This is a genomic window from Amycolatopsis sp. NPDC051716, assembly GCF_040681595.1.
Classification (GTDB): domain Bacteria; phylum Actinomycetota; class Actinomycetes; order Mycobacteriales; family Pseudonocardiaceae; genus Amycolatopsis.
Genome location: NZ_JBFAZA010000003.1, coordinates 284,191 through 301,229, shown reverse-complemented (window position 1 = coordinate 301,229; position 17,039 = coordinate 284,191). Strand labels below are relative to the sequence as shown.

Sequence of the window (17,039 nt, the reverse complement as noted above, 5' to 3'; positions counted from 1 at the left end):
AACTCCGGGCGCGCCGGTGCCGGGGACCGCACCGGCGCGCCCGACCGGTCAGTGCCCGTTGCGCGCCGAGTCCCGGAAACAGTCCCACGCGCGGCTGACCAGCGCCGGGTGCGTCCGCAGGTCGATCACCGTGCGCGCCAGGGCCGCCGCCGAGGCCAGCATCGCCACCCGGCCGCGCGGGCTCGCCGCCGCTTCCGCGAACTCCGGCGTGTGGTCCGACATCTCCTCGGCCGTGATCGCGACGAACGGGTGGATCGCCGGGACGCGGACGCTGACGTTCCCGATGTCCGACGAACCGAGGAAGACGCCCGGCGCCGGCGGGGTCGCGTGGATCCCGCGCGCCGCCAGGTGCTCGGTGAACCGCTCCGACAGCACCGGGTTGTCGCGGAAGTGCGCGTACCCGCGGCCGAGGCGTTCGACGTCGACCTTCGCCCCGGTCGCCAGCGCCGCGCCTTCCGCGCACGTCGTCACGTCCTCGACGAGGCGATCCAGCGCGTCGGTCGTCAGGGCGCGGAGGCCGAACCGGCCTTCGGCGCGCTCGGGGACGATGTTCGTCGCCTCGCCACCGTGGGTGATGATCCCCTGGACGTGCGATCCGGCGGGCAGCCGCTGGCGCAGGGCCGAGACCGCGCCGAACGCCTGGATCAGCGCGGCGAGGGCGTCGATGCCGTGCTCCGGGTCGCCGGTCGGGTGGGCCGCCCGGCCGTGGAAGGTCACCTTCAGCTCCACCTGCGCGGTCAGCGGCGCCCACGACCACGAATGGACGCCGGGGTGGACCATCAGGGCCGCGTCGACGTCGTCGAAGACGCCCGCCTCGGCCATCGCGACCTTGCCGCCGCCGCGCTCCTCGGCCGGGGTGCCCACGGCAAGCAGCGAACCCGGAGCGTCTCCCAGGACGTCCTTGGCGGCCAGCGCGGCGCCCAGGCCGGCCGCGGCGATCAGGTTGTGCCCGCAGGCGTGCCCGAGGCCGGGCAGCGCGTCGTACTCGAGCAGCAGCGCGACGCAGGGGCGTCCCTCGCCGGCGCGCGCGACGAAGGACGTGGGGAGCCCGGCGACCCCGGTTTCCACCGCGAAGCCGTCCGCGGCCAGCTCGCCGGTGAGCCGTTCGGCGGCAGCGTGCTCCTCATAGGACAGTTCCGGCCGCTCGTGCAGCGCGGTGGCGACGGCCCACAACCGCTCGTCCAGGTGCTCGATACACTCGTCGGCCCGCTCGTGCAGATCCTCGTGCCACTCCATGCCCTCCGGAATACCCCAATCACGCACGGCCACGCCACCGGGGTGTTACGTGCGTGTTTCGCGCGAGGCGCGTCCGGCTACCCGGCGGAATGGACCACAGCAAAGCACCGGTGCTCGAGGCGCTGCGCGACTACCACAGCACCGGCTACGTTCCGTTCAACGCACCCGGCCACAAGCAGGGCCGCGGCATCGACCCGCGGGTGCTGGAGATCGTCGGCGCCGACGTGTTCAAGTCCGACGTCATCGCGCTCAACGGCCTCGACGACCGGCTGATGCGCCGGGGCGTGCTCGCCGAAGCCCAGGAGCTGATGGCCGACGCGGTCGGCGCCGAGCACACGTTCTTCTCGACCTGCGGCAGCTCGCTTTCGGTGAAGAGCGCGATGCTCGCCGTCGCCGGGCCGCACGAAAAGCTGCTGGTGCCCCGGCACGTCCACAAGTCGGTGATCTCCGGGCTGATCGTCAGCGGCGTCCGGCCGGTCTGGGTGCGACCCCACTGGGACGCCGAGCGGCACCTGAGCCACCCACCGGGCGTGCGGGAGTTCGCGGAGGCCTACGAGAGCGACCCCGAGGTCAAGGGCGCGCTCGTAGTGACCCCGACCGACTACGGCACGGGCGGCGACCTCCGCGCGATCGCCGCCTGGTGCCACGAACGCGGGCTGCCGCTGATCGTCGACGAAGCGTGGGGCGCCCACCTGCCGTTCCACGACGGCCTGCCACCGTGGGGCATGGACGCCGGTGCCGATGTGTGCGTCACGAGCGTGCACAAGATGGGTGCCGCGGTCGAGCAGAGCTCGGTCTTCCACCTGCAGGGCGACCGCGTCGACCCGGAGGTGCTGAAGTCCCGGGAGGATCTGCTCGGCACGACGAGCGCGAGCTCCCTGGTCTACGCGGCCCTCGACGGCTGGCGGCGGCAGATGGCCGAGCACGGCAAGGACCTGCTCGACGGCGCCCTGACGCTCGTCGAGTCGGTGCGCGGCCGGCTGACCGAGCTGGGCGTTCCGGTGATGCACGACGAGTTCCTCGGCCCCGACCTCGCCGACTCGGTCGACCCGCTCAAGGTCGTGCTCGACCTCGACCCGCTGGGCATCAGCGGGTACCAGGCCGCCGACTGGCTGCGCGAGCACCGGCACGTCACCGTGGGACTGTCCGACCACCGCCGGATCGTCGCCCAGTTCACCCACTCCGACGACGAAGCGACCGCGGGCACGCTGATCAACGCCGTCGACGCGCTGGTGAAGGTCGCGTCGTCGTTCGAGAAGCCGCCGAAGGTGGATCTGCCTTCGCCGCGGGAGATGGAGCTGGAGACGGCGATGCTGCCGCGCGACGCGTTCTTCGGCCCCGCCGAGCAGGTGCCCGCGGCGGAGGCGGCCGGCCGGATCGCGGCCGAGATGATCACGCCGTACCCGCCGGGGGCGCCCGGTGTGCTGCCCGGCGAGGTGATCACGCAGCCGATGCTCGACTACCTGCGCAGCGGCCTCGCGGCCGGCATGGAGCTGCCCGACCCCGCCGACTCCGCGCTGAAGTCGATCCGGGTCGTCGCGAACCGGTGACGAAAGCGCCCGGCGGGTGCACGACCCGCCGGGCGCTTCGCGAGCACCGTCAGGCCTTGGCGCTCTTGAGGTCCAACGGGTTCTTCGGCGCGGCCGAGCGGGCGTCGATCATCCGCTGCCCCAGCTCCTGCAGCTGCTTGCGGCCCATCGCCGAGCGGACCTCGGGGAACCACTCGTCCTCTTCCTCTTCGACGTGGTGGCGGACGTTCTCGGTGAGGACCGTGACCTTCGCGTCGAAGGTCTCCTCCTTCGGGTCCATGCCGTGCAGTTCGGACAGCATCCACACCACGACGTGGTGCTCCTCGACGCTCTCCAGGATGTGGTCTTTCGTCTGTGGCACGGCTTCCCGCGCCGCCGGGTAGAAGATCTCCTCCTCGATGTAAGCGTGGACGGTCAGCTCTTCGATGATGGAGTCGGCGATCCGGCGCTTCTCGTCGTACGCGTCCTCCCCCGCCTTCTCGAATTGCTTGAAGAGCTTCTCCACGGTCTTGTGGTCGTTTTTGAGCAGCACGATGGCGTCGGTCGACATGACCGGGCGAATACCCACTCCCCGCGCCGGAAAACGCCGTTTGCCGAAACCGCCGCACGGGTATCCAACCGGTCCCCGAACCCCCAGGAGAACACCGGTGAACCAACCGACAGGCGATGTGCTGACGTTCGGCATCGAAGAGGAGTTCTTCGTCGTCGACCGCCGAGGGCACCTGTCCCACGCCGGCGACGACGTCGTCGACGCGGCGGAAGCCGCCGGCGACGACCAGGGCGAGCTCCAGCACGAACTCACCCGCTCCCAGGCCGAGGCGGCGACCGATGTCTGCCGCACCCACACCGAAGCCCTGCGCCAGCTGCGCGGCCTGCGCGAAGACCTCGCCGGGGCCGCCCGGCGACGCGGGTACCGCGTGCTGCCCGCGGCGTCCCCGCTGCTGTTCGAAGCGGACCCGCCCGTCATCACCCCGAACCCGCGCTACGAGCGGATGGCCGAGCACTTCGGCGCCACCGCGCGGACGTCGCTCACCTGCGGCTGCCACGTGCACGTCGCGATCCCGGACAAGGAGAGCGGCGTCCAGGTCCTGAACCGGATCCGGCCGTGGCTGCCCATCCTGCTCGCGCTGACGGCGAACTCGGCGATCTCCGACGGCTACGACACGGGCTACTGCAGCTGGCGTTACCAGCAGTGGAGCCGCTGGCCGTCGGCGGGACCGCCGCCGCGGTTCGCGTCCTTGGACGAGTACGAAAGCATCGTCGACGGCTGGCTGCGCGCGGGCTCGATCCTCGACCGCGGAATGATCTACTGGGACGTGCGGCTGTCGGACAAGCAGCCGACGCTGGAGTTCCGCATCGCCGACGTCGCCGCGGTGCCGGAAGACGCGGTGCTGCTGGGCGTGCTGGCGCGCGCCCTGGTCGCCACCGCGCTGGCCGAGGACGCGCCCGCGCCGCACCTGTCGAACGAGGTGCTCCGGGCCCAGCTCTGGCGCGCGTCGCGCGAAGGGATCACCGGCTGCTGCCCGCACCCGAAGAGCGGGGACTTGGAGCCGGCGAAGGTGGTGCTCGACGACCTGGTGCAGCTCGTGGCCCCGGCCCTGGAAGCGGCCGGCGACCTCGACTTCGTCTGGGAGGGCACGGCCCGGCTCGCCGCCGAGGGCGGCGGCGCCGACCGGCAGCGGCGCCGGTTCGCCGAACGGAACCGCGCCGAAGACGTCGTCGACCTGCTCACGGGTGAATAGCTGAGCCGTTCACTCGGATGGCGGGCAACCGCCAACTGGTGCGATGCGTAAATGTTCAGTCACATCTCGCGTTCGCGAGACGTACGAACAGTTGCGAGGGGAAGCGCACACGTGGGTCGCTGGATCACCAAGAACGGAAACCGGATCTACATCGAAGGCGGTGCGGGCCCGTTGGTGGCGGTCGCGACCGCGGTCGTCCTCGCTGGAGGTGGCGTCGCCGGGGTGAGTGCGGGCGGCCTGTCAGCGGGTGGTGGCGGCGTTGGAACAGGAACGGCATCCGAGGTTTTCGCCGGCAATGCCGCTGGTGACGTCGTCGATTCGCTGCCGGGACGATCGATCAAGACCCGCCGGGCCGAAAGCCGCGAGTCGGCGAAGAAGGGCAAGCCGGGCGAGGCGTGGAGCAAGTTGAAGGTCAAACAGCTCAAGCGGGAAGTCCACGACCTCGAGCATGCGGCCGAGTGTGTCGCGGCCGCCACGGACAAAGTGCGGGAGTTCCTGACGAAAACACCGTGTTCGTCCCTGCACCGGATGCTGTTGGCCGTCGGGGACGGGCACGGCAACGCCGCGGTCATTTCGGTGGTGCGCGTCGGCTTCCGCAGCAAGAAGCAAGCCGCCGCGTTCGAAAAGGTGGAGCGGGTGCAGGGCAGCGGCGATGTGCGGCCACTGGACGTCGCCGTGGTGCTCGGAGTGGCCGGAGTGAAGATGACCGGGCTGCATTACGCCTCCCGCCCGGAGGGCTACGGGATGGTCGTGGCCGAAGCCGACAACGCCACCGGTCGCTTCGACGGCGAGACACTTGACGCGCTGGCCGAGGTCGCCTCTTGGATGTCCCTCAAGAAGTGACGTCCCCGTCGCACGGGTCACCCGGTCGGGATGTCGCCTGACGCCCTAACCCTGAAGCCGGTCCAGCAGTTCCAGCGCTCGGATCGCGGCCCGCGACCGGCCAGGATCGACGACCAGGTGGACCCCCACAGCCTCGGCATGGCGGTGGGCGCGCAACAGGACGCGGATGCCCGCGGCACCGAGGAACCAGACCTGCCCCAGGTCGATCCGCAGGACACCCGGACGCGCCCGGAGGTGCTCGTCCAGCACGGCCGCCAGCCGAGCAACCGAGCAGAGGTCCACTTCGCCCAGGACCTCCACCACGACCGCGTCGGGGGTCTTCCACCGGATCCGGCTGCCCAGGTCGCTTTCGGACGGGGCGCGGGGTGCGGGCAGGCGGTGCACCGGCGCGGTGGCCACCCCGGTCACCCGCAGCCGCTCGTGGGTCGTCATGGGTGTGAAGTACCCGCGGGGCGCTCATCACGAAACCAGCCCGGCGCCCGGACGCATTTACGCCACCGGAACGGGTAACCCCAGCCGGTCCGGAAGGAGCCCGCCCATGTCCGACGGCCCGCCCACGATGGGTGTCGAAGAGGAGTTCCTCCTCGTGAACCCCCGCACGGGGCACGCGTCGCCGTGCGCCGAAGCGGTGCTGGCCCGGTACCGCCACCACGGGCCGCTGCCCGAGGGCGTCCGGGTGCACCGGGAACTGCGGCTCACCCAGCTCGAAGCCGCCACCGGCGTCTGCACCACCGCCGACGAGCTCCGCCACCAGCTGACCACCGCGCGCCGCGTGCTGGCCGGTGCCGCGGCGGCCGAGGACTGCGCGCTCCTGGCCGTCGGCACGCCGGTCGGGCCCGGACCGGCGACGGAGCCGCCCGCGAGCACCGGCCGGTACGCCGAGATCGACGCCACCTACGGCGCGGTCGTCGCCGACTACGAGGCCTGCGGGTGCCACGTCCACGTCGGGGTGCCCGATCCCGACACCGCCGTCGCCGTCGTCAACCACGTCGGCCGGTGGCTGCCCACCCTGCTCGCCCTCTCCGGCAATTCGCCGTTCGACCACGGCCGGGACACCGGCTACGACAGCTGGCGGATGGTGCTGCAGTCCCGCTTCCCCGGCGCCGGCGTCGCCCCGCACCTGAGCGGGCACGCCGAGTACCGCCGGGCCGTCGAGACGCTGGTCGGCTGCGGCGCGCTCGTCGACCCGGACCAGACGTTCTGGCTGGCCCGCCCGTCCGGCCGGTTCCCCACGGTCGAGTTCCGGGTCGCCGACACCGCGCTGACCGTCGACCAGGCGGTGCTGCAGGCCCTCCTGAGCCGGGCGCTGGTGCAGCGCGCCCTCACCGATCTCGCCTGCGGCCGGGAAGCCACGCCGCTGTCGCCGCAGGTGGCCGCGGCCGCGGTGTGGGCCGCGGCGCGCCACGGCCTCTCCGGAGACCTCGTGGACGCCGCGGCGGAAACCCGCCGTCCCGCGTGGACGCTCGTCGACGAGCTTCTCGCCCACGTCCGGGCGCCCCTGGAAGAGAGCGGTGACCTGGCCGAGGTCCGGAAGCTCGTCGACGCGGTCCGCGACGGCGGTACCGGCGCCGCGCGGCAGCGCGCCGTCGCCGATCGGGAAACGGCGGCCGCGGTGCGGTGGCTCACCGCGGCGACCGTGCCTGCGGCGCATGGAACGCTGCTGACCGGGTAGCCGGGATCATGACGACTTCCACCACAGCCGGAGCGGCCACCCTGCCGGCCGCCCGGGGCCCGCTTTCGGAGTCGGTGCTCTCCACGTTGCTGCGCGAGCACCCGCGGGCGGACCTGGACTTCGACGGCCTCGCCGACGCCGACCCGCTCGGCGACGACCTCCAGCTGGCGCTGCACCTGTGCTACGAACTGCACTACCAGGGCCTGCCCGGCGTGTCCCCCGATTGGGAATGGGACCCGGAACTGCTGCGCCTGCGCGGGGCGCTCGAGGCGCGGTTCCTCGACGCGCTCCGCGACAACGTGGCCGGCGGCGGCGACGTCACGGCGGCCCTCGACGCCCTGCTGGTCGAGCCGATCGACGTCGAAGGCGTTTCGCACTACCTGCGCGACCACGGCGACTGGACGCAGCTGCGCGAGTACTTCACGCACCGCTCCGTCTACCACCACAAGGAAGCCGACCCGCACGCGTGGGTGATCCCCCGGCTGCGCGGCCGCGCCAAGGCCGCGCTGGTGGCGGTCGAGTTCGACGAGTTCGGCGGTGGCCGCGCGGAGCTGATGCACGCGCGCCTCTACACCGACCTGCTGCGCGCGGCCGGCCTGCCCGACGGCTACCTCGAGCTCATCGACCAGGTGCCCGGCGCGATGCTGGCGGTCGTCAACATGATGTCGCTGTTCGGCCTGCACCGGTCGCTGCGGGGTGCGCTGTGCGGGCACTTCGCGGCGGCGGAGATCACGACGGCACCGTCAGCGCAGCGGATGGACCAGGCCTTGCGGCGGCTGGACGCGCCGGAGGCCTGCCGGTTCTTCTACACCGAGCACATCGAAGCGGACGCGGTCCACGAACAGGTCATGCGCCACGACGTGCTCGGCGACCTGCTGGAGCAGGAGCCCGAACTGGCCGCCGACGTCGTGTTCGGCATCCAGGCGACCGAGTTCCTCGAGGGCCGCTTCGGCGAGCAGGTGCTGAGCCGCTGGAAGGCCGGGAAGTCCTCACTGCGGACGTGACGCGGAAATGGCCTCCCGGATCACACCGGGAGGCCATTTTCGTCAGTAGTCAGTCATCCGTCTGCGTGCGGACGCGTTTGCGGTGACTGGTGTCGCAGAACGGGAACCGCTTGCTGCGGCGGCACGCGCACACCGCGACCACGAACCGGTCGGACCGCACGAGCTCGCCCTCGGGCGTACACAGCTCGACCGGTCCCTCCACCAGGACCGGGCCGCCCGGAACGACGGTCACGCGGCGGGGGCCCCGCTCAGCGGTCGGCACGCAGCACCACCAGCTCCTCCACCCGCTGGCCCGGCTCGATCAGCCCGGCCGCCTCGAGGAACTCCGTCCGCCCGGACAGGACCGGCCCGAACGGGATCCGGGCCCGCCGCACCACCGATGCCCGAAGCCCTTGCGCGGCCAGCATTTCCCGCGACTTGTCCACATCGGACAGGGTGGAGTGGACGAGCAGCATGGTCCCGCCCGGGCGCAGCAGCGTGCCCGCGGCGGCGCACAGCGGGTCCAGCAGCGCGCGGCCGTCCCGGCCGGCGTCCCAGCCCCGGGTGGACCGGACCGTCGGTGCCGGAGACGGCACGTAGGGCGGGTTGGCGACGACGACGTCGAACGGGCCCTCGCGCAGCGCTCTGGCGAGGCCTCCCCGGCACGGGCGCACGGCGAGCTGCCGGATCAGCGCGTTGAGCCGCGCCGAGGCGAGCGCCCGGCGCGAAAGGTCCACGGCCAGCACGGTTCCCGCGCCGCGGCGGGCCAGCGTGATCGCCTGCGCGCCGGTGCCGGTGCACAGGTCGAGGGCCCGCGCGCCGGCCGGGATCGCCAGTTCGGCGATCGCCGAAGCGAGCAGGGCGGTGTCTTCCTGCGGGCGGTAGACGCCGGGCAGCCGCAGCATCCGCGGGGCGGCCGGCACCGGCTGGTGGACGACGGACCGGGCGGCCAAGGGGCCCGGGCGGACGGGTTCCGCCGACGTGGTCATCTGGGTCTCCTTCACTCGCCGCGGTCCCGGCGCGATCGCCGGCGGACAACCGCGTCGCTCCCGGGCTTACCCGGCGATCATCGCGGCAAACGCCGGCGGTTGAGCCGGGCGTGACCGGGTATCCGGTACGGAAAGGACCCTGGAAGGAGGCACGAAATGACATCCGAAGAGCGCACCCAGCACCCGACCGACCCCGCCGAAGGCCCTCGCGGCGACGACCCGCACGGCGACACGCCGGAAGCCCAGCGCGAGACGCTGCGCGGCGAGCAGGGCACGTCGAGCGGCGACGAGCACGACGACAGCGACCCGCAGTCGGGCTGACCGGCCGGAAAGGCGGGGGTCGCGTTCGGACTGTCCGAACGCGACCCCCGCTTTTCCGTGTCAGGGTCAGGCTTCGGCGAACTCGAACGGCAGCGCGTCCACGCACGCCCGGTACTTCTGCACCATTTCGTGTTCGGTGTGCGCCGCGACGAACAGGTGCGCCAGCTCGAAGCTGTAGCTGTCCTGCTCGGGCAGGTCGGACAGCCGCTGCCCCGCCTCCGGCACGATCGTGATCTGCGTGCCGTCGATGCGGTCCTGCACGGCGGCGATCTCCTCGGGGGTCGGCACCCGCGTCACCACGCCGTCCTCGAACCGGCGCAGGTACCACTTGCCGGCGATCTGGTACGTGCCCTTGGTGGGGCGGCGGCCGGGATCCTGGCCGAGGCCGAGGCGCACCATGATCTCGTGGTTGGCGACGCCGTCGACGAACTCGAACAGCTCCGCGTGCGACTGCGAATGCCGGGGGTTGATCTCCAGCAGCGCCACCTGGCCGGACTCGGGGTCGCAGAAGAACTCGATGCTGAAGGTCCCGTTGTCGAAGCCGATCTGCTGCATCACCCGCTCGGCGACGTCCCGCATCCGCCGGCCGGTCTCCTCCCCCAGCCGCGACGGGTACTGGTGGCGCAGGAAGGACGAGCTGTCCGGGTAGTTGATCGAGTCGAGGGCGCCGTAGACGGTGACCTCGCCGCGGTGGACGTACCCTTCGACGGCCGCCTGGACGCCGTGCAGCGCTTCTTCGGCCAGGCAGGCGGCGCCCCCGACCCGGGCGATCTCCGGCGGGAGATCGACCTGCGCGAGCACGGAGTCGAACGGCTCCCCCACGCGGCCGACCCCGGCCCGGATCCCGGCCACCGCGTCGGCGAATTCGGCGTCGTTCCCGGCCTTGAAGGCGAGTTCGGAGGAGAAGGACTTCACCGGCTTGAGCCACATCGGGTAGCCGACGCCTTCCGGCGGGGCGGGTTTCTCGTCGTCGAGGTCGACGATGCCGAAGTTCGGCAGCTCGTCGATCACCGTTCTCTGTTCGAGCCGGCTCCAGTACTTGTGCTCGCACTTCAGCACGGCTTCCAGCGACACACTGGGCAAGCCGTAGCGGCCGCACAGGATGGGGACGAGCGTTGCGGCGGGGAAATCCCAATAGCTGACGATCGCGCCGACCTCGCCGTCGAAGGCGTCCAGTTCGTGCTGCGCCGTCTTCAACAACGCTTCGAAGTCGATTTCCCCGTGCTGCAGCTCTTCGGGGGTCAGCAGGCCGTGGAACCGGTAGCTCGCGGCCCACGGCAGGCGCTCGAGGACGCGCTGGTTCTCCTCGTCCAGGCCGATCACGAAGATGTCGGTACTCATGCGAACGGGCTACCCGACGCCTCGAGCGGGCCAAACGGGCCGGATGGCCGGTTTGGCCGGGCCGTCAGCGGGCATTCGCAGGCATGGCTGTGCCGTCTCAACCCGTCCTGCCCGATCCGCTTTCGCTGTGGGTGGAAACCGCCCCTTCCCCGGACCGCACCGGCGTGCCGGTGCCGGAATCCGCCGACGTCGCGGTGCTCGGCGCGGGCATCGCCGGGCTCACCACCGCCCTGCTGCTCGCGCGCGCCGGCCGGTCGGTCGTCGTGCTGGAGGCCGAGCGGGTCGCGGCCGGGGTGTCCGGCCACACCACCGCGAAGGTCAGCGCGCAGCACGGGGCCAAGTACGCGGACCTGACGTCCCGCCACGGCGCCGGCGCGGCGAAGGCCTACGCCGGAACCCAGGCGGCGGCGCTCGAATGGATCGCGGCCACGGCGGCCGAACTGGGCATCGACTGCGGGTTCACCCGCGCCGACAGCTACGTCTACACGACGCGGGAAAGCACCGTGGACTCCCTCAAGCGGGAAGCGGACGCGGCCGCCGCGGCGGGCTTGCCGGCGTCGTTCACCGAAGAAGTCGCGCTCGACGTACCCGCGCTCGGGGCCGTGCGGACCACCGGGCAGGCGCACTTCCACCCACGCCGGTGGCTGCTCGGCCTGGCCGCCGAGATCGAGCGGGCGGGCGGCACCATCGTCGAGCACGCCCGGGCGACCGCGGTCAACGGGCAGACCGTCCGCACTTCGCGGGGCGACGTCGTGGCGGGCGAAGTGGTCGTCGCGACCCACTACCCGGTGCTCGACCGCGGCCTGTACTTCGCCCGGCTCGACCCGGTGCGCGACCTCGTCGTGGCGGGCCCGGCGGCGGGCGGCACCGCGCCGGCGGGCATGTTCCTCGACGCCGACACGCACCACTCCGTGCGCGGGTACACCGAACAGGGGACGCAGCTGGTGATCGCCGGCGGCGAGCACTACCGGGTGGGCGCGCACGTCAACGTCGAACGCCGGTACCGGCGGCTCGCGGAGTGGGCCGACGCGCACGCGGGCCTGCACCGGGTGACCCACCGGTGGTCCGCCCACGACATGTCGACGCTCGATCTGCTGCCCTACATCGGCCGCTACCTGCCCGGGACGAAGAACCTGTGGGTGGCCACCGGGTTCGGCCAGTGGGGCATGACCGGCGGGACGGCCGCGGGCCACGTGCTGGCGGCGCGGATCCTCGGCGAGCCGCACCCGGCCGCGGACCTGTTCGACCCCAACCGCTTCGACGCCCGTTCCGTGCTCGAGGTGGCGCAGGACAACCTCACCGTCGCGAAGTACCTCGTCGGCGACCACGTCGCCGCGCTGTGGCGGTCCGAGAAGCTCGACGACCTCCGGCCCGGGGAGGCCGAGGTCGTCCGCGTGGGCGGCGAGCTCGTCGCGGCCCACCGCGACGACGCCGGCCGGCTGCACACGGTCGGCGCGCACTGCACCCACCTGGGGTGCCTGGTTTCGTTCAACGACGCGGAGAAGACCTGGGACTGCCCCTGCCACGGCTCGCGGTTCGGCGTCGACGGCGAAGTGGTGCAGGGCCCGGCGGTCCGCCCGCTGCGCCGCGGCCCGGAATGAGCCGGCGGGGAACGTTCCTCCCCTCTGCACCGAGGAACGTCCCCCGCCGGGTCTTGTCAGCCGGACGCCAGTTTCTTGCCCGCGTCGTACAGCAGGTGCAGGGCGTCGGCCAGGCCGACGGCCGTCAGCACCGTGGCCGCCAGCCGGGTCGCGCGCGGCGCGATCACCAGCCCGGCGGCCAGCCCGGTGCCGACCCAGACGTTCAGGCAGAACGGGCACGACACGAGCTCGCCGACCGCGTGCTCGACGTGTCCCTTCGCGGGGACGGACTCGTTCAGCTCGTCGTCGCCGGCCGGCTCTTCGTACCGGGTGAACGGGGCGCGCAGCGGGCTGGTGACCGCGTCCTTGGCGAGCAGGCGGCTGGCCTTGAACGTCGCCGCGCCCAGCAGGACCGTGTCGCCGGCGCCGAACCGCTGCGGCAACCGGGCCCCGACGGCGCGGCCGAGCAGCGCCAGCCCGCCCACCAGCCCGCTGTAGGCGCCCATCGCGACGGCGTACCCGGCCAGCGGCCGGTCTTCCCCGCCGGCGTAGCTGCGCTGAACCCGCTTCGCCTTCTCGGTGACCTCTTCGACCACGCTGGTCATCGGTGCTCCTTCCGGTGCTCCTGGGCGGGCTACCCGCCGCCGCGGGCGGCAATCATGGTTTCCCGGTACGCCTGGCGGGTATTTCGCGGCGGTGGGACGCACCAGACTCCGGCGCAGTGACCTGCGCGGCCCGGGCATCAAGCGCATCCGCCGCGGCCGCGGGTTCTCCTATGCCATGCCCGACGGCTCTCCGGTGACCGACGACGAGCTCCTGGCCCGGATCAAGGACCTCGTCATCCCGCCGGCCTGGCGGAACGTGTGGATCTGCCCGTACCCGAACGGGCACGTCCAGGCGGTCGGCACCGACGACGCCGGGCGGCGCCAGTACCTCTACCACGAGCAATGGCGGCGTGACCGGGACGAGGAGAAGCACGACCGCGTGCTGCAGATGGCCCGCCGGCTGCCGCAGTGGCGCGCTTCGGTGGCCGAGGACCTCGCCGAGCCCGGCCTGACGCGCAAGCGGGTGCTGGCGGCGGCGTTGCGGATGCTCGACCGGGGCATCTTCCGCACCGGCGGCGAGGAGTACGCGGAGGAGAACGGCACTCACGGCGTCGCGACGCTGCTGCGCTCGCACGCCGCGGTCCGGGGCGACGAGTGCCGCTTCTGCTACGTCGCCAAGGGTGGCCTCGGTCGTGAGGTGGCCATCTGCGACGCCGAGCTGGCCGCGGTGCTGAAGTCGCTGCTGCGCAGCCGCTCGGGCAGCGACCGGCTGCTGGTCTACCGCGAGGGCGGCACGTGGCACGAGGTGCACGCCGCGGACATCAACGAGCGGTTCAAGGAGCTGGCGGGCGAGGACTGCACGGCGAAGGACATGCGGACGTGGAACGCGACGGTACTGGCGGCAACGGCGTTCGCCACGGTGGACCCGCCGACGTCCGAAACGGCCCGCAAGCGCGCGGAGGCGAAGGTGATGAAGGAGGTCTCGACGGCGCTGGGGAACACCCCCGCGGTCTGCCGGTCGTCCTATGTGGACCCCCGGCTGGTGGAGGCCTACCGCGCCGAACGGACGATCGCCCCGGCGCTCAAGCGCGCGGCGAAGCTCGACGGGGACGAGGCACGGGCGGTGCTGGAGAAGGCGTGCGCGCGGCTGCTGAACGCGTCGTGACGGTGTGGAGTGGGAGGCCCGGTGGGATCCATCCGAACGTGTACTGGCCCGCGGCCGCGGTCGTCGGGGAACCTTGAGGGGATGACTTCCTCCGCAGTGCGCTGGCGCGCGTCGATCAGCCTCACCGTGGGCGACGGCGGGCCGGTCTCGAGCATCGTCGAGTCCGACCACGGGAGTGAGGGGTCGGCGCGGGAGTGGATCGAGCGAAAACTGCCCCGCACCCGGTTCCCGGCGTGGATCCCGGCGGCTCGCCGGCGCGACGGGGTGGAGTTGTTCGGCCGGGTGGCCCGGGGCCGGATAGTGCCGGACCAGCTGCTCCCGACCTGGGAGCCCGAGCCGGCGCCGGTCTGGCACGCCGACCGAGCCGGCGACCAGGTCCAGTGGCGCCGTTGTGCGGCCGACGATCGGTGAGGTCCGGCCCGGTCGGCTGAGGCACGCCCCCAAGGTGGCCTGGGTGCGCTAACGCCCCCAGCGTGGCCCTTGGGTATGCCAACGCGGCCCTCGCTGCGCCCAACGCACGCAACGCGGCCCTCGCCGCACCCAACGCGGCCTTCGCTGCGCCCACGCGAGCAAGGTGGCCTCGGTGCGCCCACCGCGCCCAGTATGGGCCCTCGCCGCGCCCAATGACCCCAACGGGACCCTCGCTGCATCCAACGCACCTCAAGCCGCCCTCGCTGCACCCAAAGCCGCTCTCGCTGCCCTCTCGGTGCGCCCCAAAGCACCTAAAGCCGCCCTCGGTGCGCCCGACGCACCCAACGCGGCCGTCGCTGCCTCTCGATGCGCCCAACCGCACCCAACGCGGCCCTCGCTGCGCCCAGCACGGCCCCGCCGGACCCAGCACGGCCCCCGCCGCGCCCAGCGCAATCCAACGCCACATTGGGGCACTCGCCGGCGCAGCAGCCATAGCCGCGGCCGCAGCGGAGATCAGGCCGCGGCAGAACTCAGGTCGCGCCCACGTCCGTGCGCAGCAGGCAGAACTCGTTGCCCTCCGGGTCCTGCAGCACCACCCACGACTCCTGCCCGGTCTGGCCCACGTCCGCCGGGCGGGCGCCCAGGGCCGTCAAGCGCTCGAGCTCCGCCTGCTGGTCCACCCCCGCCGGGCTCACGTCGAGGTGCAGCGGGAGCTTGCCCCGGCGAGGGTTGTCCGTCCGGGCCAGGATCAGGGTCAGCGGGCCTTCGCCGAACCGGGCGCCCGCCGGGCCCAGGGCCAGGCCGTCCGGCTCGTGGCCGGTCACCTCGTAGCCGAGGACCGCGCACCAGAACTCCGCCAGGCGGTCGGGGTCGTGGCAGTCCAGCACCAGTTCGGTGATCCGGCAGGCCATCCGCTCACTTCCGTTCGGACTCCGCCACCGCCGCGGCTTCGTCGTCGTCCATCGCCTTCGTGTCCCGCGGCGGCAGGAACGGCTCCTCCTGGTCCTCCACGCGCCCCGCCTCGATCGTGCGGCCGCGGGCCAGCTCCGCGTCCAGCTCGGCCCCCAGCAGAATCGCGAGGTTGGAGATCCACAACCATACAAGGAACGCGATCACCCCGGCCAGCGAACCGTAGGTCTTGTTGTAGGAACCGAAATTCGCGACGTACAGCGCGAAACCGGCCGACGCCAGCACCCACAGCACCACGGCCAGCAGCCCGCCCGGCGTCAGCCACTTGAACCCCGGCTGCCGCACGTTCGGCCCCACCCAGTACAGCAGCGCGAACGCCACGCTCACCAGCAGCGCGATCACCGGCCACTTCGCGATTTCCCACACCAGAACCCCGGTCGACCCCAGCCCGATCAGGTCGCCGATCCGGCGCGCCACCGAGCCCGTGGCGACCACGCCCAGCGCGCACAGCGCCAGCAGCACCACGATGGCGATCGTCAGCGCCACCCGCAGCGGGATGACCTTGTAGATCGGCCGGCCCTCGGGCATGCCGTAGATCGCGTTCGACGCCCGCATGAACGCGCCGATGTAGCCCGACGCCGACCACAGCGCACCCAGCAGCCCCAGGATCGCCAGCGGGCCGGCCAGGCTGCGCGAGCCCGTCAGCTCCTTGATCGCGCCGACGAGGATGTCCTTGCCCTGGCCGGGGACGAGCTGGTTGACGTTGTCGATCACCGTCTGGATCTTGTCCGGGCCGAGCAGGCCGAGGATCGCGGTGAGCACGATGATGCCCGGGAACAGCGACAGCACGCCGTAGTAGGTGAGCGCCGCCGCCCAGTCGGTGAGGTTGTCCCGGTTGAACTGCTTGAACGTCCGTTTGAGCGCCGCACCCCACGACCGCTTCGAGAGTTCCCCGGGTCCGTCGGGTGCTTTTCCGTGTCCGGCCACCATCGCCACCTCCTGCTCGGTCCGGCGGGCATACCCCGTCCGGGAGTGGGTATGCCTGTTTCGTCACTCGAACCAGGAGGAAGCCGTGCCCGAGGTCAGCCGCGTGATCGACGTACCGCCCGACGCCGTGTTCGCGGTGCTCGCCGACGGCTGGCTCTACGCCGGCTGGGTGGTCGGCAGTTCCCACATCCGCGACGTCGACGAGGACTGGCCGGCAGTGGGCTCCCGGATCCACCACAGCGTGGGCCCGTGGCCGGTGCACATCCAGGACGTGACGGTGGTCCGGGCGGTCGAGCCGGGCCTGTCGCTGTCACTGGAGGCGCACGGCTGGCCCCTGGGAGCGGCCGCGGTGGGCCTGACGCTGGTCCCCCACGGCGACGCGCAGACGCTGGTCCGGATGACCGAGCACATCACCCGCGGACCGGGCAAGGTGCTCCCGGCGGCGGTCCAGGCGCTGATCGCGAAGCCGCGCAACACGGAGTCGCTGGCCCGGCTGGCGGACTTGGCGACGGGCAAGTACGCCCGCGCCCGGCACGGCCACCCGAGCCCGTAGGCCGCGCCCGTCTCCACAGCTCGAGGGCTCGGCTGAGGGGAGAGCGGTGGCCCAGCCCAGGTCGACGCCCTCGGCGGCCCTGGTCACCGCCGCGCGGGATTCGGCCGCGCTCGGTTGCCCTGGTCACCGCGGCGCGGGATTCGGCCGCGCTCGGCGGCCCTGGTCACCGCCGCACGGAATTCGGTTGCGCTCAGCGGCCCTGGTCACCGCCGCACGGAATTCGGTTGCGCTCA

General features: G+C 72.4%; 19 protein-coding genes. 10 read left to right on the top strand and 9 right to left on the bottom strand.

Annotation, left to right across the window (positions count from 1 at the left end; genetic code table 11):
- Positions 1–48: 48 nt before the first annotated feature.
- Entirely contained in the window at positions 49–1,236 is a 1,188-nt protein-coding gene (locus AB0M30_RS05700; RefSeq protein ID WP_364580303.1) for an amidohydrolase, read from the bottom strand.
- An 89-nt stretch (positions 1,237–1,325) separates the two neighbouring features.
- Here AB0M30_RS05700 and AB0M30_RS05695 point away from each other — a divergent pair, with 89 nt between their 5' ends.
- A complete protein-coding gene (locus AB0M30_RS05695) occupies positions 1,326–2,786 on the top strand; it encodes an ornithine decarboxylase (protein ID WP_364580300.1) in 1,461 nt (486 codons plus the stop codon).
- Between the two features lie 49 nt (positions 2,787–2,835).
- Here the strand turns inward: AB0M30_RS05695 and AB0M30_RS05690 are convergent, their stop codons facing one another.
- On the bottom strand, positions 2,836–3,315 hold the full coding sequence (locus AB0M30_RS05690) for a hemerythrin domain-containing protein (protein WP_360185831.1): 480 nt from the start codon (positions 3,313–3,315) through the stop codon (positions 2,836–2,838).
- 97 nt (positions 3,316–3,412) lie between these two features.
- Between AB0M30_RS05690 and AB0M30_RS05685 the strand changes: the two genes are divergently transcribed.
- Together AB0M30_RS05685 and AB0M30_RS05680 are read left to right on the top strand one after the other, a co-directional pair.
- The gene (locus AB0M30_RS05685; RefSeq protein WP_364580297.1) at positions 3,413–4,507 is read left to right on the top strand and encodes a glutamate--cysteine ligase; all 1,095 of its coding nucleotides are present in this window, start codon (positions 3,413–3,415) and stop codon (positions 4,505–4,507) included.
- A 111-nt stretch (positions 4,508–4,618) separates the two neighbouring features.
- Entirely contained in the window at positions 4,619–5,350 is a 732-nt protein-coding gene (locus AB0M30_RS05680; RefSeq protein ID WP_364580294.1) for a hypothetical protein, read from the top strand.
- A gap of 45 nt (positions 5,351–5,395) precedes the next feature.
- Here AB0M30_RS05680 and AB0M30_RS05675 read toward each other — a convergent pair whose 3' ends face one another.
- Positions 5,396–5,782: an STAS domain-containing protein gene (locus tag AB0M30_RS05675; protein ID WP_364580291.1), complete on the bottom strand. Its 387-nt coding sequence runs from the start codon at positions 5,780–5,782 to the stop codon at positions 5,396–5,398.
- Positions 5,783–5,888: 106 nt separating this feature from the next.
- On the opposite strand from AB0M30_RS05675, the gene AB0M30_RS05670 reads away from it, so the two are divergent.
- Both AB0M30_RS05670 and AB0M30_RS05665 read left to right on the top strand, forming a co-directional pair.
- Positions 5,889–7,022 carry a glutamate--cysteine ligase gene (locus AB0M30_RS05670; protein WP_364580289.1) on the top strand — a complete coding sequence of 378 codons (1,134 nt, stop codon included), beginning with the start codon at positions 5,889–5,891 and terminating at the stop codon, positions 7,020–7,022.
- 8 nt (positions 7,023–7,030) lie between these two features.
- Positions 7,031–8,026 (top strand): iron-containing redox enzyme family protein, encoded by a 996-nt coding sequence (locus AB0M30_RS05665; protein ID WP_364580286.1) that lies wholly within the window; start codon positions 7,031–7,033, stop codon positions 8,024–8,026.
- 49 nt (positions 8,027–8,075) lie between these two features.
- Here AB0M30_RS05665 and AB0M30_RS05660 read toward each other — a convergent pair whose 3' ends face one another.
- Both AB0M30_RS05660 and AB0M30_RS05655 read right to left on the bottom strand, forming a co-directional pair.
- The gene (locus tag AB0M30_RS05660; RefSeq protein ID WP_103338993.1) at positions 8,076–8,288 is read right to left on the bottom strand and encodes a CDGSH iron-sulfur domain-containing protein; all 213 of its coding nucleotides are present in this window, start codon (positions 8,286–8,288) and stop codon (positions 8,076–8,078) included.
- Entirely contained in the window at positions 8,275–8,994 is a 720-nt protein-coding gene (locus tag AB0M30_RS05655; protein ID WP_103338992.1) for a methyltransferase, read from the bottom strand. The genes AB0M30_RS05660 and AB0M30_RS05655 overlap by 14 nt, the downstream gene beginning before the upstream one ends.
- A 156-nt stretch (positions 8,995–9,150) precedes the next feature.
- On the opposite strand from AB0M30_RS05655, the gene AB0M30_RS05650 reads away from it, so the two are divergent.
- Entirely contained in the window at positions 9,151–9,315 is a 165-nt protein-coding gene (locus AB0M30_RS05650; RefSeq protein ID WP_014467084.1) for a hypothetical protein, read from the top strand.
- Between the two features lie 66 nt (positions 9,316–9,381).
- Here the strand turns inward: AB0M30_RS05650 and AB0M30_RS05645 are convergent, their stop codons facing one another.
- Complete coding sequence (locus AB0M30_RS05645) at positions 9,382–10,656, bottom strand: ATP-grasp domain-containing protein (RefSeq protein ID WP_364580283.1); 1,275 nt, start codon at positions 10,654–10,656, stop codon at positions 9,382–9,384.
- A gap of 83 nt (positions 10,657–10,739) precedes the next feature.
- Between AB0M30_RS05645 and AB0M30_RS05640 the strand changes: the two genes are divergently transcribed.
- Entirely contained in the window at positions 10,740–12,257 is a 1,518-nt protein-coding gene (locus AB0M30_RS05640; protein ID WP_364580280.1) for an FAD-dependent oxidoreductase, read from the top strand.
- Positions 12,258–12,313: 56 nt separating this feature from the next.
- On the opposite strand, the gene AB0M30_RS05635 is transcribed toward AB0M30_RS05640, so the two are convergent.
- Positions 12,314–12,841, bottom strand: a complete 528-nt coding sequence (locus AB0M30_RS05635) for a DUF1360 domain-containing protein (protein ID WP_364580277.1) — start codon at positions 12,839–12,841, stop codon at positions 12,314–12,316.
- A gap of 91 nt (positions 12,842–12,932) precedes the next feature.
- On the opposite strand from AB0M30_RS05635, the gene AB0M30_RS05630 reads away from it, so the two are divergent.
- Together AB0M30_RS05630 and AB0M30_RS05625 are read left to right on the top strand one after the other, a co-directional pair.
- Positions 12,933–13,946 (top strand): DNA topoisomerase IB, encoded by a 1,014-nt coding sequence (locus AB0M30_RS05630; protein WP_364580274.1) that lies wholly within the window; start codon positions 12,933–12,935, stop codon positions 13,944–13,946.
- Positions 13,947–14,027: 81 nt separating this feature from the next.
- Positions 14,028–14,357, top strand: coding sequence for a hypothetical protein (locus AB0M30_RS05625; RefSeq protein WP_364580271.1), 330 nt, complete (start codon positions 14,028–14,030; stop codon positions 14,355–14,357).
- Between the two features lie 530 nt (positions 14,358–14,887).
- On the opposite strand, the gene AB0M30_RS05620 is transcribed toward AB0M30_RS05625, so the two are convergent.
- Positions 14,888–15,268 (bottom strand): VOC family protein, encoded by a 381-nt coding sequence (locus AB0M30_RS05620; protein WP_364580268.1) that lies wholly within the window; start codon positions 15,266–15,268, stop codon positions 14,888–14,890.
- A gap of 4 nt (positions 15,269–15,272) precedes the next feature.
- Positions 15,273–16,256, bottom strand: coding sequence for a YihY/virulence factor BrkB family protein (locus AB0M30_RS05615; protein ID WP_364580265.1), 984 nt, complete (start codon positions 16,254–16,256; stop codon positions 15,273–15,275).
- A gap of 82 nt (positions 16,257–16,338) precedes the next feature.
- Between AB0M30_RS05615 and AB0M30_RS05610 the strand changes: the two genes are divergently transcribed.
- Entirely contained in the window at positions 16,339–16,806 is a 468-nt protein-coding gene (locus tag AB0M30_RS05610) for an SRPBCC family protein (RefSeq protein WP_364580262.1), read from the top strand.
- Positions 16,807–17,039 lie beyond the last annotated feature (233 nt).